Below are 17,207 nucleotides of genomic sequence, written 5' to 3'. Positions count from 1 at the left end.
TTGCTCAATATATTTAAGGTTATCTGGCCACAACCACTTTTCCTTTCGGAATAACAGTAGTCTTTTCAGGGGCAGGTTTACCTACCATCATCGGGAAGTACTTGTTACACAAATTGATCAGAGGGATGAGTAGTATCAGCGTTGGAATCACCACGATAGCACCGACATAACCATTGGCAGCGATCTCCTTGGATGAAAAATCAAAGACATTGAGGATAAACCTGTTCACCAGACTCATCACCATCAGGTGAAAAGCCATAATGAAAAGTGTGTTTTGTGCAATAAACTGGAGTATACTAACGGTTCCCACCAGCAACTCAATGAGCCTGCTAAGCGTAAGCACGAAGGCTATTCCTGCAAATGCACCCGCAAAAAACAGCTTAAAATCCTGATATTGATGCTGGTTCATATCAGAGTGAACATGACGGGAGATATAGACCAGTACGGCAAAAGACAATGCCGAAATTAGAAACAAGACCACAGGATGTAATTGTATCATCTGGTTAACCCTCTCCTTGAACAGGTTTGCAGCACCATAAAAAATAATACCTACGAAAGCGATATTTAAGCCCCATGGCCACCATACCGGTGTATAGTTACGGTCCAGCCAGCAGATCAGCAGAAATGAGGCTAATGCAATATACCTGTAGACCATCTTCAGCCTGCGAAAGACAAGGAAGTAGATATTTTCAAGGGTAAAAAGGCAGATAATAAACCAGGTTGGCACGCAGTGGATCAGCCAGTCGCCATAGCCGTTCCCATAAAATATTCCAAAGAAAGATTTATAGAATGGACCGCTTGACACAAACATCTGATCAAAGAACTTGAAGAAGAACAGCCAGAGAAAATAAGCCACGAAGTTTAACAGAAAATACGGCACCAAAAGCTGTCTGACACGTGCTTTTAAAAACTGCTGATAATTATCAAATTTCTTGAAGGAGAATAAAAAACCGGATAGAAAGAAAAACAAAGGAATATCAAATGCTGATATAAAATCAAACCATCCTTTATTGGTGGTCTGATGCGCACAGATCACTAAAACAATTCCGATAAATTTTGCATAATCTATCCACATCACCCTTTTAAAGGGTTTGATTTCCGCTGTAAGATTCGACATAATAGGTAAGTTTCTGATTGTTAATAATATCTTGGATACAGATCGTGTATTTGAGACGTTTTGACGATATAAAATTAAGTCGTTTTTTATCTGAAAGTTCTGTTCATTCTGTTCATTATCGTTTTAGCAAACTTTCACGACATGAATTATAGCTATTGGAGAAATCAGCAGTCCGGCCCGGGCTGTGGAAGACGTTTTAGCAGGACTGATATGTTTGAATTTTATAATTAATTGTTTGATTTACGCTGTCTGTTGTTCCAACAACTACCTACCTTTATCTCAACTTAACTAAATAATGATGATAGAGACAAAAGGATACGCAGCACAAAGTGCAGGCGAAGAGTTAGCAGCCTGGTCATTCGAGCGTCGCGAAGTAGGCCCACATGATGTACAGTTCGACATTCTGTTCTGTGGTGTTTGCCATTCGGATTTACACCAAATCAATAATGACTGGTTTCCGGGGATCTTTCCTATGGTACCAGGACATGAGATTGTAGGCCGCGTGGTAAAAGTGGGAGATCATGTAAAAAACTTTAAAGTTGGTGATCTTGCTGGTACAGGCTGTATGGTAGATTCATGCCAGGAGTGTGTAAACTGTAAAAAAGACTTGGAGCAATATTGTCTGGAAGGCAATACAGGAACTTACAACAGCCTGGAGCGTGATGGTAAAACACCAACATACGGAGGTTATTCCAATACGATTGTAGTTCGCGAAGAGTTCGTTCTGCATGTATCAGAGAAATTGGATTTAGCAGCAGTAGCACCCCTATTGTGTGCAGGTATCACTACCTATTCTCCTCTGAGACACTGGAAAGTGGGCAAAGGACATAAACTTGCCGTACTGGGACTTGGTGGCTTAGGACATATGGCGGTTAAATTTGGTGTTGCCTTCGGCGCAGAAGTTACCGTACTGAGTACTTCACCTAAAAAAGAAGAAGATGCAAAAAAACTTGGCGCACATCACTTTGTGGTAACGAGTGATAAAGAACAGGTTAAAGCTGCATTGGGTACTTTTGACTTCATACTGGATACTGTATCCGCAAAGCATGATTTCAATATGTACCTTTCTTTACTGTCTACAGATGGCACGATGATTTGCGTGGGTGCACCTTCAACACCTGCAGAAATATCAGCCTTCAGCTTACTGGGTGGCAGAAAAAGCGTTGCCGGTTCTGGAATCGGTGGTATTGCCGAAACTCAGGAAATGCTTGATTTCTGTGCAGAACACAATATCGTATCCGAGATTGAACTGATTGACATCAAGGATATCCACAAATCGTACGAGCGCATGGAAAAGGGCGATGTACGTTACAGGTTTGTGATTGACATGGCTACACTGTAGCTAAATCGAAATCCAATAGCAAAAGGGCTGGTCTAATGATCAGCCCTTTTTTTATTATACATATAAGTGTAATATTTCAACATATTGTATGATTTTTCACTTTTTTGAGAATATAGGCACGTAAATAGCACTGTAATTCACAGTGCGACAATATTTTATACTTGAACAGTTAAACAAGAAGCGGTAAAATCATTTATTTAAATCGTATATACTATGAAGACACAAAAACTAAACAAGTATTTAAATAAGGATTTTGTAATGGATGAAATGTTATGCGGCTTCATTTCATTTAGTCCGGATGGACAGGTACTATCGATCAATAAGACAATGGCTTCATGGATAGGGATCAATTTTATGGATGTCCAGATTCTCAACTTTAAAAACCTCATGACCAAGTCGAGCAAGTTGTATTACAACATCGTTGTACATCCCCTATTAAACCTCGAATCCGTCGTCAGCGAAATCAATCTGAGGTTTAGTGGTAAGAATGGCTCTTTCGATGCGCTTCTGAATGCAGAAAGCTATAAAAATGAGCAGGGTAAACTGATGTTGGTCAATGCCACGATCCAAAGAATCAGTAATAAAAAACTTCATGAGAATGAATTGCTGCGCGACATGCGATTTGCAGAAGAGGAAAAAAGAAAATATGAATTTCTGTTCAATTCTGCGCCAAATCAGATCTGGACCACCGACAATACTGGAAAAACCTTAACTGCCAACCAGCGGGTGAAGGATTATTTTGGCATTGCCGAAGCGACAAATATCGAAGGGCCATCAGGTATTTTTATTGAAGACCGACAGAAATACCTGAACATCTGGAGGCGGGCACTGGCCAGCGGAAACCCCTTTCAGGGCGAAGTGAGGTTTCAGGGGGTAAAAAACCAACCGGAATGGTTTATGGTTGTCGGAGAGCCTTACCGCAATAAAAAAGGTCAGATAGAAATGTGGTTTTGGTCGAGCACCAATATCCACAGACAAAAAATGCTTCAGATAGCCAATCAGGCCGAACAAAAACTCAGTCTTTCTGAGGCCTATGAGACCCTGGCGGCAAATCAGGAACGTTTTGTTTCCATCGCCATGAACCAGTCGCACATGATCAGAAGACCATTGGCCAATATCCTGGGTTTGGCTAAGCTCATGCAGGATGAGGATGTGTGCGACGAAGTAAAAAACCTGTTGGATATGCTGCTGGTAAGCGTGGAGGAGCTGGACAGAATGATCAAGCAGTCGGGCCAGACGAATATGTATAAATAAAGTTGAGGTACTCAAAGAATTGAGGAATATTTTATAAATTGCGCGGTATAAAACAGGTGTCAGTGCTAACAACAGGCGCCTTTAATCTTCAATAGCACAATGAAAAAAATCACTTTAATTCTGTCCATGCTTCTGGGTACAGTTTTTTTTGCCACAGCACAACAAAAAATCCCTACCCTTTCAGAGTTAACTAATAAAAATATGGAAGCCCTGGATAAAAAAGTAAAGATGAATCCTACGCAGCGGAACATCATTTACAACTATACCATGGATATGTACAGGGAGCAGCTTGCCCTCACCAAAAAACAGCAGACCGGTGGATATAACGATGATGATATCGCCAAATTCTACAGGATGCAGAATGAAACTACCAAAAATATCAGGAATATCCTGAAAGGTGATCAGCAGACTGATTATGATAATTTCCTTGAGGAGCAACTCAGAGGCGGAAACAAGAAAAAGAAGAAAAAGCACAGTAAAGATGAGGAAGAAGAGGTGGTAACCGGAATTTCTGGTTTGAAGCTACCTGCAAATGCAACACCTCCGAATGCGAATCCATAAGTGATTTCCATCTATAGAAAAAGCAAATGATCATGTGGTCATTTGCTTTTTTTTTGCCGGAAAGTTCTACTTTACTTTTCCCGGAGCTATTGGATCTGGTACATTGTTACGTACAGGTTTAGTGGATTTAAGATAGGCAAAGATCGCCTTGATATCTTCTTCACTCACCTCTTTATAATTTTCCCAGGACATTGGGGGCAACAGACTTCTCTCTTCATCAATGCCCTTATGTTTGCCGCGTGTGAATGCATTCTTAAACTGTCTTAATGACCAGTTTCCAATTCCTGTACCATCGGATGTTATATTTGCTGCAAATGACATTCCCCAAGGACCGGTAACCGCTGTACCTGTTGGATCAAAAACTGCTGAACCAGGCACAAGATTTTTGATATCAGGAACCTTGACAGGGATATGTGAAGGATACCCCGACAGGATTCTTTCCGGGTCCCACATCGGACCGTGTTGGCCCATGATTCTTGGCGAATGACAATCATTACATCCCATAATGGTGACGAGGTAAGCGCCGCGTTTGGCAGAGGTATCCCTCACAGGACCTGTAGTTTTTACTGCCCGTTCTTCTGGAGAACTGCCTCCACATGAGGACAGAGAGTAGATAAAAATGGAAATAATTCCGGCAATAATTAGTGTTCGATTTTTCATGAAGCAAAGTAACTGAACACATTATTCTGAGTAAATCCCCAAAAAACAGGAATAATCTAGCCTCATATGGGGAGCGTTGATCTGTTGCGGCATTTGCAGAGATCCCCCCAGTTTTGGTGATGCATATCATCCCTTTTGGCGATTTGAGGGAAGAATGGATAGCCGTTCCTTTGTAAACAAGATGAAAATAAAGAGACGCAGCAGGCTTATACCGATACTTGTACTGGCAGTAGCCCAGCTCTGCATCGACAGCGTCTTTGCGAAAAAAAGAAAAAAGGAAATTGCAGAGCTGAAATCAGCCCTGCGTACTATAAAATTATAGGTATAAACCTATCGTTTGATTTTTATTGTCTTTGAAACTTTATCGTTCCTGAACAACTGGATGGCGGTTCAGGAACATCAAACGTTCAGCCTTATATGCTATCTGGCTTTTTCAGCCGGAATAAACTCTTTCATTACAGCATCACGAATTAATGCCGGTGGCAATAAACCTTGTGAAAGGATAAAGTCATGAAAACGCAATGCATTGAATTTCGTACCCAGAGCGGCTTCTGTAGCTTTTCTCAAATCAATCATTTTCGTAAAGCCATAAAAATAACTGTTGGCCTGTCCCGGCATTTTGAGCGAGTAGCGCTCCACTTCCTGCTGTGCAAAGGCTTTTGACAGCACCATATCCCTCATCAGTATGTCCAGCGCCTGCTGCTGCGTCAGCTTTCCTGACTGTACTTCCGGATCAAGAAATGCTCGTCCGGCTCTCAGCAATCGGTAATTGAGCGATACCAGCTGTCCTTCCAGGGGCATAAAAGGAATCGTAATATATTCTGCATATAAACCCCAGCCCTCGGCATTGGTAGAGTTAAACGCATAGAGGGAACGCGCCTGGGAAACACCCTCTTCCACCATTTTATCAAACTGCAACTCATGGCCGGGCCTTGCTTCGTGTGCAATGATCGTCCATGAAGCCGCATCAAAGGTGAAGTCGTCATACTTGCTGACCTCCGTTTCTCCGGGTGCCGCAGGCATATTCAGAGGCAGTACAAATACGCCACGCTGCCCCGTATTGTTTAAGAAAGGCGGTGGCACCATGTGCGGCGCGGGACTTCTCGAAGTTTCTGCTGCCGTAGCCTGACGGATAATGGCTGGCCTGCCCGGCAGTGTAACCAGCTGTTGCTGACGAATGATGCCTTCGATATCCTTCAGATGCCTTTCATAAAGAGGGATGATAGAATCTCCATGAACCTGCTCCTTCTTGAGTTCAGCAATCACATCGCGGTAGTCTGCTGATGGAAGCTTTCTTTGCTCAGCTATCTTTTTCGCTATCGGAGCCATCTCTGCCTGGATAGCAGTGAAGGCCTGGTGTGCCATCACGGCAAGATCTGCGGGAGGGATATTGACACCAAAAGATTCCAGTGCCAAAGCATATTCTTCAGGTGCAAGACGAAAATCCTTTCTTGCCTTCCTAAGCACATTTGTACGCAGCCACTGATCGTACTCGTTTAATTGTGTCTTTAGTTTCTCATAAGGTGCTTCCCATCCCTTCAATTTGTATTTTTTGCAGAGTTCCGCAATACCTTCAACGATACTTTTATTCCTGGACAGCTCCGTCTGCATTTCCTGAGCTGATGGGTAAATCATATTCTTTTTAGCAATCTGCTCAGCGATTCTTTCCTGCAGGATTTTGGTCAGCGGACGATAGCCGCTGGTCAGGCCGGCGTATTTCTTCATGCGTTCCACGGCAGCAGGGCGTCTTTCTTCAGCGGTTTGTTCATCCAGTAATATCTCTAGTCCCCCATAAATCATGGGTGTTGCATTGATGAAAGGTACTTTCCTCTGCTTTTCGAAGTCCTCCTGACGGAAGCTCAGCTTTAAGTGATTGATCAGGATATTGAGATCCTGCAAAACAGCGAGATCTTTTTCAGTACCTAAATGAGCAGTATACTTTCCGAGTAATACTTCTTTCTCTTTCCTTTGGGCCAGGTCATTTGCCAGTGTGGGCACGCTCACCTGGGTATCATACTGAGCAAGCCCCTGTGAAGAGCCATATTCCGGGGAATATTTTTTGTCGAGCTCCACCAGCAGCGCGGTGTACTGGTTGGATTTCAGGATCCAGGATTTATCCGCGCTCTCATGTTTGGTCTGCAGCCGGGCAGCCAGTGGGGAGAAACTTAGTGCAAAGATTGCACAAACACATGCAAGAATAACTGTTTTGTTCATATGAATTATATTTTTTTCAGATACTAACGTATAAATATAATGAAATATGATAACAAACAGGTTAAAAGATATATTATTTAGATATATTTTACGTTATAGGGAAAACTTTATCATTAAACAGCTATGAAAGCTTTAATCTTTATCCTCTGCTCCCTGCTAACTCTAAATGTTATGTCTCAAACGAAATTAAAAGACAACCCAACAAAAAACTACAATACACTTTACCAGTCTGGAACCGCTGAAAGCTTTATTGGTGGCCTGTTCGAGGCAACACTGCCTCTCAAAGATTTAAAAGAGCATGGTGATTTTGGGCTGGGCGCCCCCGGCTTACTGGATGGCGAGCTGGTGATCCATAATGGACATGCCTATCAGACACAGGCGACCGGCAAAACGACTGAAGTACCGGACAGCTTTAAAACGGCTCTGGTTTTTGTCACCTTCTTTAAGCCCGATACCACCTTCCATATCAAGGCTTCAGCAAATCAGAAAGAAGCACTGGCGCAGCTTGAGCAATATGCGAAGCACAAAAATGCTGCTTACGCGATCAGGATATCAGGAAAGTTCAATACCATAAAGACCAGAGCCTTCCCGCCATACACCCAAAAGCCATACCCTCCGCTGGCTACCTTGCTGGACAGACAAAAGTTTTTTGATATCAGAAATACCACCGGAGTCATTGTAGGTTATAAGCTTCCTCCATACCTCAACGGACTGAGCATTGAGGGCTACCATTTCCATTTTTTGTCGGACGACAAAAGTCAAGGTGGCCATGTGCTTGATTTCTCTGCGGGAGATTTAACCGTGGAAATTGCTAAAATCAAAGACTTCCATCTGTCTATCCCTCAGGATGAAGATTTCATGAACTATAACTTTAAAACTAATATCCACAATGATCTCGAAAAAGTAGAAAAGGGGCACTAAAACTCTTAAATTTGGTTTTATTATCTAAACCAAACGCATGAGATTATTTACTACCTGTCTACTGAGCTTTACCCTCTTTACCGGCAGCATCTTTGCCCAGGGCAATGCAGCAAGCAGCTATGCTAAAGAGAATTACACGAAAAAAGATGTTTACATCACTATGAGGGATGGCAAAAAGCTGTTCACTTCCATTTACAGCCCCAAGGATGCCTCCGCAAAAAAGAAATACCCGGTGGTGATGCAGCGTACCTGTTACAGCATCGCCCCTTATGGCGAGGATAAGTTTCCCGCCAGACTGGGCCCTTCGGACATCATGATGAAGGAAGGTTATATCGTAGTTTACCAGGATGTCCGCGGACGCTATAAGAGCGAGGGCAGCTGGACAAACATGACGCCGGTGATCGACAATAAAAAGAGCAAAAACGATGTAGATGAAGGTTCTGACACCTACGACACGATCGACTGGCTGGTAAAAAATGTGACCGGCAATAACGGCCGTGTGGGGCAATGGGGTATCTCCTATCCTGGTTTTTACACTGCTGCCGGCATCCTGTCTAACCACCCGGCGCTAAAAGCTTCTTCGCCACAGGCACCGATTTCAGACTTCTTCTTTGATGATTTCCACCACAATGGTTCATTCCTGGAAAGTTATATTTTCACCTTCCCAGTTTTTGGAGTGCAGAAGACCGATACCACCAGCAAAGCCTGGTACAATGCACAGAATATCAAAAAAACCTCTGCCGATGGCTACCAGTTCCTGCTGGACGTAGGGCCACTGAAGAACTTTAACCAATGGTATCAGAATAATTTCTACTGGCAGGAAACGATGAACCACCCCAATTACGATGAGTTCTGGCAAAAACGTGCACTCCCAAAACATTATGGAAAGGTAAAACCAGCGGTGATGATTGTTGGCGGTTGGTATGATGCAGAAGACCTTACAGGTCCGCTGGCTATACACAGAGCGATCAAGAAATCAGATCCGAATGCCTATAATACCATCGTCATGGGTCCCTTTGGTCACGGCCGCTGGTCGCGCGAGACCGGTCATACTTTACATTCCAATGTATATTTTGGCGACAGCATTGCTACTTTTTACCAGAAGGATATCGAGGCAAAGTTCTTCAATCACTTCCTGAAAGGCAAGGGCGACAAAAACTCAGGTCTGCCGAATGCCTATATGTACGATACCGGAAAGAAAGAATGGAACACCTTTAACCAATGGCCTGCCAAAAATGCTGCTCACCAGAAAATGTTCCTGGGTAGCGACGGAAAGATCAGCTTCAGTCAGCCAGCAGCTACAGGCGCTGTTAACTTTATCAGCGATCCGATGAAACCCGTTCCTTACACTGAAGATAACACCACTACAGAAGGTTTCACCCCACATAACTACATGAGTGAAGACCAGCGTTTTGCCGGTCGCAGACCAGATGTATTGGTATACCAGACTGATGTACTGACAGAAGATATGACCCTGGGTGGCGAGATTATGTCACACCTTAAGGTAGCTACTACAGGTACTGATGCCGACTGGATCGTGAAGCTTATTGATGTCTACCCTGGCGATGAGCCCAACCACCCTTACCTGCCGAACAAGAATATCCTGATGGCTAACTACTGGCAGATGGTACGTTCAGAAGTGATGCCGGGCAGGTTCCGCAACAGCTTTGAGAAACCTGAGGCTTTTGTAGCCAATCAGAAAACAGAGGTGAACTTTCAGCTGCAGGATGTGCTGCATACCTTCAAAAAAGGACACCGCATTATGATCCAGGTACAAAGCACGGCCTTCCCTCTGTTTGCACGCAACCCTCAGAAGTTTGTAGTGAACCCTTACAAAGCAGAGAAGAGCGATTATATCACTGCCACACATACCGTCTTTAATGATAGTTATATTGATGTTGAAATTTTAAAATAATTCAGGAATATGGTCATACGACGTTTAATATTTGTGCTGCTGGTGGGATTATCCAGCAGCATTGCTGCACAGCCGAAAATACGGGTGGTGGTTGCCGGTCTGAATCATGACCATATTCACAATATCCTGCATGAATTTAAGGATGGCAAGGTGAACATTGTTGGCATTGTAGAGCCCAGCAAAACGCTGCAGCTCAAATTCGGAAAACAATATCAGCTGCCAGACTCCCTCTTTTATTCTGACCTGAAAGCGGTTGTGATTGCAAAGAAACCAGATGCAGTGCTGGGTTACAACGCTGTGGCAGATCACCTGTCCATTGTACAGGTATGTGCCCCGCTGGGCGTTCCGGTGATGGTAGAAAAGCCTCTGGCGGCCACGCTGCAGCAGGCAAAACAGATTGAAGCTCTGTCGCTCAAATACAATGTGAAGGTACTTACCAATTATGAAACCACCTGGTATGCCTCCTATCATGATCTGTATCAGACATTGAACACTCAGAGCATGGGGAAAATCAAAAAGATGGTCGTTCATGACGGTCACCAGGGACCAAAAGAGATCAATTGCAGTCCGGAGTTTCTCAGCTGGCTGACCGACCCGGTGAAAAATGGTGCCGGAGCTCTCAATGATTTCGGATGTTATGGAGCCGATCTGATGACATGGCTGATGAAGGGACAGAGGCCCCTCGCGGTTACTGCCGTCCTCAGACATTACAAACCCGAAGTATATCCTAAAGTGGAAGACGATGCGACGATCATTGTAGAGTATCCAGGTTCTACCGGACTGATCGAGGCTTCCTGGAACTGGCCTTTCTCTATCAAGGACATGGAAGTATTTGCTGAAACAGGCTACATCCATGCCTTCGACGATAAGAATATCAGTACCAGAATGCGTGAAAATAAAGTAAGCAGCAAAACAGCTTCTCCACTACCGGCAAACAGCAGTAATCCCATGGCTTACCTGGCGGCAGTATTGCGCAACGAATTGCCTGCTACAGAGGATCTCTCCTCTTTGAAATACAATATGATTGTGATGGAAATCCTTGATGCCGCTAAACGCTCGGCGGCCAGCGGCAAAAAGGTTTTACTTTAAAGTTCCCAGTTATTGTTAAAGAAGGTGGCCATCTCAATACGCCTGGCGCCTTCTTTTAACATATCCAGCCTATAGATAAATACGTCAGTGAAGCCACTACCCCCGGCAAGATACTGGTTGGCAAAGGCCGCATTCAATCCCTTCAATCCCGTTCCGGCAATTACCGATACTGAATTCTTTTCGGTTCCCTTTATCGGCCATACAAAGTTGATAGCCAGATCATCCCCTTTGAAAGTCTTCTTTCCTGCCTGAATACCCATACGGTCTATCTGTACCGGGCTGTCGCCAAGCAAAAGCTTCCAGGCACCATTGGTTACAGAATTTCCGTAAAGCACGACATTGCGACCTTTAAACTGCGCAGGACTGTAAGCTTTATCTGCAATAATATCCACTGCCCCATTACCACGGTAGTACCAGGTTTCAGCATCATATCTGGCCTTGTTTAAGCTCCATTCGTTTTCCAGGGCTGTTCCTGCCGTACCATATACAAAGACCATCCGGTGATTGAACCCCTCCTTGAACGTACCATTACGCAGAGGATTTTTGTCATGGCTGCCAGGCTTAGCTGTCAATGCCCAAGCCTTGTTTTCTTTACGCAGGTAGATGCTGTCGGATGCCGTTTTGGTAGTGTAACTTAAATCAGATTGATCAATCGTCAGCTTTAAGGTCTTTCCCGCAGCAAATTCGTTCAGGTTAAGTTTTAGCAAAGCGATATTTTCAGTATGACCAGTGATGCTGAGTTCTTTACTTCCCCTGGTTAATTGGATACGGCTGTATTCCAAAGGCTTTTCCTGCTGGATCACCGCTGCCCAGTGGTATTTGGAAGAAATCCCGGGATTGGCCGTTGTAAAGTCGATACGGTTAACACTGCTATCGGCTTTAAGCTGGTGCCATTTAAAGAAGTCGAAGATTGGCTTCCAGTCGACACTCTGGTCGCCAAACCAATGTTCACCACCCGGATATTCATAATAGCTGAAATCCGGATGGAAGTCGGCCAGCACTTTTTTCATCTGGCGGGCATAATCCACAGAAACCACCTTGTCTGAGTCCCCATGCAAGACGTATACCCCCAGCGATTTGTAGTTCTGCGCAAGTTTAACCACATCACTCTGGTTACTTGCCCTGATCAGCATGGATTCCAGTGGCGTGCTTCCTGTTTCAGGAATCAACCCATCTGCAGAACCATAACCCTTCAGTGTCGGATATCCCGAACAGGGAGCAATAGCAGCCCATTTATCCGGGTACGTAGCCCCCAGAAACCAGGTACCATGGCCGCCCATAGAGTGTCCCATCAGGTAGATATGCTGCAAATCCGGTTTGAACAAACCCGTTGCCTGTCCTAAGACCTCCAGTGCATCCAGCCTGCCCCAGTCCTCCCAGTTAAACCCTCGCGGACGGCGGTTTGTGGGTGTAACCACCGTTCCCCAGTCCTTCGATTTGTAAGCCTTAGCCTGTCCAATAGCTTCTACACCTGCACCATGTACAGAGAAAAACAGCGCATCACCTGGTTTGGTTACTCCCAATTTCGGCGTCACCCCATAGTACTGTAAACTACCATCAATCTGACTGATAAACGTATTTCTATAAGACGATGAAGGAGCCAGCGACTCCATCACAACCGATGCTGTATCCATTAGCCTGCTGCCCTGTTTAAGGTTAAGCACGGTCCTGTACTTAGATTTTGCAGTCATTCCCGAACCATCAATTCTGAAATACACCTTTCTTGTTGTCATAGGAAGTACGTCCGGGATGCCTGTGGAAGCTTTTTTTCCTGCTGCTTCAGTTTGTACAGACAGGTTTTTCAGGACCGCATTGGTACTGTTGATGACCACCACTGCGCCCAGCAGGACACTGTTATTTTTCCCTGCAACCACATCCGGCAGCGTGGCATCTTCAGTATTCAGCGTAACCGGCTTTGTCGGAAATGACAGGGCAGCACTGATATTCTGACCCCGCACATATAACTCATTCAATCCTTTCCTGAGTTTCACGGGAATGTACATCCAGGTCAACGCATAGGGATCACCAGTATGCAATACTCCATTGAAATACAACGCGCTATTACCTTTGATATTAAGTAAAGCTGTTTGTTCTTTATCAGCTGTATAGGTCAGATACAGGTAGGCATTCCGGCTGCCCATGTTGATGAAGCGTTTCTTTGTATCAGCCACAGACAGCTTCCACTGCAGTGACTGACCCTTTTCATCTTTACCAAATTCTGCACCTTCCTGCGGCGTATTGAGTTTGCCATTGTACATCGTCCAGGCAAGCTGATCCGTATACAATGCTTCACGACCATAGTGGTACGCATTTCCAACAACCAGACCCTTTTCAAACTGAAAGGGCTGCTGTGCGGCGCTCCTTTGAAAGGGCAATAATAGAGAGAACACGATCAACAGCGGCAGCCTGGATCGTATTTGAGCAGAAAATAAAGACATGTAGATAATTTTTGTTAAGGTTTTTTGATTTTCAACCGAATATAAATTTTCGCCTCCATTTATTATTCATCTATTGATATAGTTACATACAAATTTGATAAGGGCATATAATAAAAGTATATTAGTACAAAGACAAACATCATGACTACTCCTATCAAAGCAATAATTACAGGTACCACAGGTATGGTTGGGGAAGGCGTTCTCCATCAATGTCTGCTGGCTCCTGAAGTTGAGGCTGTAACCATCATCAACAGAAAGCCCCTGGGTATCAGCCACCCTAAATTAACAGAAATTATCCATGATGATTTTTACGACTTCTCTACGATTGAATCACAGCTGAAAGGTTTTAATGCCTGCTTCTTTTGTCTGGGAATCAGCTCCAACGGAATTGATAAAGACAAATATTACCATATCACCTATACCCTCACCATGCACATTGCCCATACCCTGAGCCGCCTGAACCCGGAAATGACCTTTTGTTATGTCTCCGGAGCGGGCACCGACAGTACTGAAAAAAGCCGCATGCACTGGGCCAGAGTAAAGGGAAAAACAGAAAATGACCTGATGAAACTGCCATTCAAACAGGTATACGCTTTCAGACCAGGCTTTATCCTGCCTACACCTAACCTCACTAAAACACATTCCTTCTACAAATACATCTCCTGGATGTTCCCACTTGGGCGTGCCCTATACCCGCAGGGCTTTGCTAAAATGAATGAATTGGGTCGGGCAATGATCAAGACGGTCAATCTCGGCACCGCCAGAAGGGTCATCGAAGGCAAAGAGATCATTGCACTGGGAAAATCTTAACAGCTTCTATATCGTACTTATGAAAAAAACTATAGCCATCGTGCTGGCTTTATGCTGCACAACTATCTCCCTGCGCACAAATGCGCAGACAGCAAAGCCCGTACGCGTCACTACAGCGAATGGCATCCTTGAAGGCAGCGCCGAAGGATCAGGCATCAGTGTCTACAAGGGTATTCCTTTCGCAGCGCCACCAGTGGGCGACCTGAGGTGGAAAGAACCTCAACCTGTGCAAAATTGGACAGGCATCCGCAAAGCGGATCAGTTTGGCAACAAGGGCATGCAGAAACCCGTTTTCGGCGACATGGGCTTCAGGGCTGAAAGCAGCAGCGAGGACTGCCTTTACCTGAACGTATGGACCCCAGCGAAAACCGGCAAGGAGCGCCTCCCGGTACTGGTTTATTTTTATGGCGGCGGATTGATTGCGGGCGACGGATCTGAACCGCGTTACGACGGGGAAAGCATGGCCAAAAAAGGCATTGTGGCCTTAACCGTAAACTACCGTCTCGGGATTTTCGGCTTCTTCTCCCATCCTGAGCTCAGCAAGGAATCAGCACATCAGTCCTCCGGCAACTATGGCTACATGGACCAAAATGCTGCGCTGAAATGGGTGCAGCAAAACATTGCGGCCTTTGGAGGTGACCCTTCGCGCGTAACGATTGCAGGTGAATCTGCAGGATCTATTTCTGTATTTGCCCAGATGGCATCTCCTTTAAGCAAGGGTCTTTTTGCGGGTGCCATCGGTGAAAGTGGCGCCGCTATCTATCCTACATTGGCACCAGTAATGAAAGCCGAAGGAGAAAGCAAGGGCGAAGCATTTGCAGCAAAAATCGGGGCAAACTCACTGGACGCTCTCCGCAAAATCCCGGCAACCGAACTCCTTGATGTGGCCTACAAGAACAACATGGGTGGTGCCACAACGACTGTTGATGGTTATTTCTTCCCGGAGCTGCCGGTAAAAACATTCGAAGCTGGCAAACAGGCACAGGTACCCTTGCTTGCAGGCTGGAACTCTGCCGAAATATCCTACCAGGGGGTGCTTAAAAACGCTGCACCAACCCCCGAAAACTATACCAAAGCTATCCAGGACCTATACAAGGAGAAGAGCTCAGAGGTGATGCAACTGTATCCCGGCAAAACAGATGAAGAGGTTGTGGAATCGGCAACGGCTCTGTCGAGCGACCGCTTTATTGTGTACAGTACCTGGAAATGGGCCGACCTCCATCGTAAAACCGGCAATAAACCTGTATACAGATACCTCTTCTCAAAATCAAAACCTGCAATGACCGAAAGTATGAAGGGCGCTGTGCCGGGTCTGGCAGGGGGATTCACGAAGGGAAAAGAAGGTGCCGACACCCAAAAACCTATCATCCCAAAAGGGGCGCCTCACGCCTTTGAAATTGAATACGCGCTCGGAAATCTCCACCGTAACAAGGTGTATGCCTGGACCGCAGATGATCAGAAGGTCTCGGATACGATGCTGGGTTACTTCGCTAACTTCGTAAAAACCGGCAACCCAAATGCAAAGGGATTACCTAACTGGCCGGAGATCAACACTGGAAATCAGACAAATTACATCAACCTGGACATTAATACAAAAGCAGAAACAGAAAGCAATACAGCTCGTTATAAATTCCTTGACAAGGAATTTTCAAAGTAAGCCCTGCAAAGCCACCCTGCTACAGGACAAACTAAAAAAAGAGCCTTGCCTTATTGATTGCCTTATGTTGCGCTTCAGCAACATACAGCATCAATAAGGCAGGGCTCTTTTTTTGCGCAGCTTTGGATAGCTTAAAGAGTCTGATCTACCAAAGAAGCGTTGGTCAGCTTAAGGAATGTAGATCAGTTTAAGTGATTAAAAATTTATCTTATCATGCGTTCCTGCATCAGGCTGATCACCGGTAACGATAGCTTTTAACAAACTAAACGCAAGTACAATCTTTGATGAAGTACCATCCCAATACTCTGCCGTCTCCGGCGTAACTTTAATCAATATCAGTCTCGGATCATCAATACCATCAGGAAACCAGGCTTTGACAGGAGCCGAGAAATAGGCTTCCTTTCTCACACGGTCATCTACCAATTCAGCCACCCCATTAACCGCGACATAGGTATTGGAAGAAGGATCACTGTAGCCTAGTATAACCTGATTCTCCTTAGAAATCTCTTTAGACTTTAATGAATACTCATTGGTAAAGAACCAGATACTACCATCCTCTTCAACTTTTGCTGTAGCCATCGGGCGACTGGAAAATTCATCCTTGTCGCTAACAGTAGTAAACAGACAGATCCTTACGTCTTCGATTTTACTTTTTAATATTTCGATGTTTTTCTCGTTTTTCATATGCTTATAGATTTCCCTAATAAACATACGCCTGAGAGATTTGTTTGTAATGCCTACAAGCTAATCAGGGCAATAATTTTTGTAAGGTACTCCTGATCTACCTCATCAAAGGCTGAGAGATCCGCGCTATCCGCATCCAACACCCCTACAACTTCCCCATCCTTAATGAGCGGCAACACAATCTCTGATCTCGATGCAGAACTACATGCAATGTGCCCCGGAAACTCCTCCACATCCGGCACAATAAAAGTTTTAGCTTCCAACCATGCTGCACCACACACACCCTTACCTTTCCTGATCCTGGTACAGGCCACAGGCCCCTGAAATGGCCCCAGAACCAACTCATCCTGTTTGACCAGGTAAAAACCAATCCAAAGCCAGCCAAACTGCTCTTTCAGCGCGGCAGCAACATTTGCCAGGTTAGCGATCAGATCATCTTCTCCGGTCAGCAATCCTTCAATCTGCGGCAACAGTGATTGGTATTGCTGCTCCTTACTTTCACTTTTTATAATTACTAAATCTTCAGCCATGGTTATAGATAAACT

At 44.8% G+C, this 17,207-nt stretch carries 15 protein-coding genes; 9 read left to right on the top strand and 6 right to left on the bottom strand.

The window, feature by feature from the left end:
* Nucleotides 1-19 precede the first annotated feature (19 nt).
* A complete protein-coding gene (locus tag OQY15_RS16495) occupies nucleotides 20-1,117 on the bottom strand; it encodes an acyltransferase (RefSeq protein ID WP_265792976.1) in 1,098 nt (365 codons plus the stop codon).
* A 298-nt stretch (nucleotides 1,118-1,415) separates the two neighbouring features.
* On the opposite strand from OQY15_RS16495, the gene OQY15_RS16490 reads away from it, so the two are divergent.
* From OQY15_RS16490 to OQY15_RS16480, 3 genes are all read left to right on the top strand, one after another.
* A complete protein-coding gene (locus OQY15_RS16490; protein ID WP_265793130.1) occupies nucleotides 1,416-2,459 on the top strand; it encodes an NAD(P)-dependent alcohol dehydrogenase in 1,044 nt (347 codons plus the stop codon).
* A gap of 213 nt (nucleotides 2,460-2,672) precedes the next feature.
* Complete coding sequence (locus tag OQY15_RS16485; protein WP_265792975.1) at nucleotides 2,673-3,713, top strand: PAS domain-containing protein; 1,041 nt, start codon at nucleotides 2,673-2,675, stop codon at nucleotides 3,711-3,713.
* Between the two features lie 99 nt (nucleotides 3,714-3,812).
* On the top strand, nucleotides 3,813-4,274 hold the full coding sequence (locus OQY15_RS16480; protein ID WP_265792974.1) for a hypothetical protein: 462 nt from the start codon (nucleotides 3,813-3,815) through the stop codon (nucleotides 4,272-4,274).
* Between the two features lie 66 nt (nucleotides 4,275-4,340).
* On the opposite strand, the gene OQY15_RS16475 is transcribed toward OQY15_RS16480, so the two are convergent.
* Nucleotides 4,341-4,934: a c-type cytochrome gene (locus OQY15_RS16475; RefSeq protein WP_265792973.1), complete on the bottom strand. Its 594-nt coding sequence runs from the start codon at nucleotides 4,932-4,934 to the stop codon at nucleotides 4,341-4,343.
* Nucleotides 4,935-5,115: 181 nt separating this feature from the next.
* Between OQY15_RS16475 and OQY15_RS16470 the strand changes: the two genes are divergently transcribed.
* The gene (locus tag OQY15_RS16470) at nucleotides 5,116-5,256 is read left to right on the top strand and encodes a hypothetical protein (RefSeq protein ID WP_265792972.1); all 141 of its coding nucleotides are present in this window, start codon (nucleotides 5,116-5,118) and stop codon (nucleotides 5,254-5,256) included.
* Nucleotides 5,257-5,354: 98 nt separating this feature from the next.
* Here OQY15_RS16470 and OQY15_RS16465 read toward each other — a convergent pair whose 3' ends face one another.
* A complete protein-coding gene (locus OQY15_RS16465; RefSeq protein WP_265792971.1) occupies nucleotides 5,355-7,148 on the bottom strand; it encodes a DUF885 domain-containing protein in 1,794 nt (597 codons plus the stop codon).
* A gap of 171 nt (nucleotides 7,149-7,319) precedes the next feature.
* Here OQY15_RS16465 and budA point away from each other — a divergent pair, with 171 nt between their 5' ends.
* Genes budA through OQY15_RS16450 form a run of 3 tightly spaced genes read left to right on the top strand, consistent with a single transcriptional unit; the run spans nucleotide 7,320 to nucleotide 11,073 of the window.
* Entirely contained in the window at nucleotides 7,320-8,069 is a 750-nt protein-coding gene (gene budA / locus OQY15_RS16460; RefSeq protein WP_265792970.1) for an acetolactate decarboxylase, read from the top strand.
* Nucleotides 8,070-8,106: 37 nt separating this feature from the next.
* Nucleotides 8,107-9,984 carry a CocE/NonD family hydrolase gene (locus OQY15_RS16455; protein ID WP_265792969.1) on the top strand — a complete coding sequence of 626 codons (1,878 nt, stop codon included), beginning with the start codon at nucleotides 8,107-8,109 and terminating at the stop codon, nucleotides 9,982-9,984.
* Nucleotides 9,985-9,993: 9 nt separating this feature from the next.
* On the top strand, nucleotides 9,994-11,073 hold the full coding sequence (locus OQY15_RS16450; RefSeq protein ID WP_265792968.1) for a Gfo/Idh/MocA family oxidoreductase: 1,080 nt from the start codon (nucleotides 9,994-9,996) through the stop codon (nucleotides 11,071-11,073).
* Here the strand turns inward: OQY15_RS16450 and OQY15_RS16445 are convergent.
* Nucleotides 11,070-13,511: an alpha/beta hydrolase-fold protein gene (locus tag OQY15_RS16445; RefSeq protein WP_265792967.1), complete on the bottom strand. Its 2,442-nt coding sequence runs from the start codon at nucleotides 13,509-13,511 to the stop codon at nucleotides 11,070-11,072. The genes OQY15_RS16450 and OQY15_RS16445 overlap by 4 nt on opposite strands.
* A gap of 141 nt (nucleotides 13,512-13,652) precedes the next feature.
* Here OQY15_RS16445 and OQY15_RS16440 point away from each other — a divergent pair, with 141 nt between their 5' ends.
* Nucleotides 13,653-14,321, top strand: coding sequence for an epimerase (locus OQY15_RS16440; protein WP_265792966.1), 669 nt, complete (start codon nucleotides 13,653-13,655; stop codon nucleotides 14,319-14,321).
* 19 nt (nucleotides 14,322-14,340) lie between these two features.
* Complete coding sequence (locus tag OQY15_RS16435) at nucleotides 14,341-15,978, top strand: carboxylesterase family protein (RefSeq protein ID WP_265792965.1); 1,638 nt, start codon at nucleotides 14,341-14,343, stop codon at nucleotides 15,976-15,978.
* 195 nt (nucleotides 15,979-16,173) lie between these two features.
* Here the strand turns inward: OQY15_RS16435 and OQY15_RS16430 are convergent, their stop codons facing one another.
* Complete coding sequence (locus tag OQY15_RS16430; protein WP_265792964.1) at nucleotides 16,174-16,662, bottom strand: pyridoxamine 5'-phosphate oxidase family protein; 489 nt, start codon at nucleotides 16,660-16,662, stop codon at nucleotides 16,174-16,176.
* Nucleotides 16,663-16,715: 53 nt separating this feature from the next.
* Nucleotides 16,716-17,192: a GAF domain-containing protein gene (locus tag OQY15_RS16425; RefSeq protein ID WP_265792963.1), complete on the bottom strand. Its 477-nt coding sequence runs from the start codon at nucleotides 17,190-17,192 to the stop codon at nucleotides 16,716-16,718.
* Nucleotides 17,193-17,207: the final 15 nt, after the last annotated feature.

This window comes from Pedobacter sp. MC2016-15, assembly GCF_026239695.1.
In the GTDB taxonomy this organism is placed as follows: domain Bacteria; phylum Bacteroidota; class Bacteroidia; order Sphingobacteriales; family Sphingobacteriaceae; genus Pedobacter.
The sequence above is the reverse complement of the archived record's forward strand: the minus strand, read 5'-3'. Positions and strand labels throughout refer to the sequence as shown.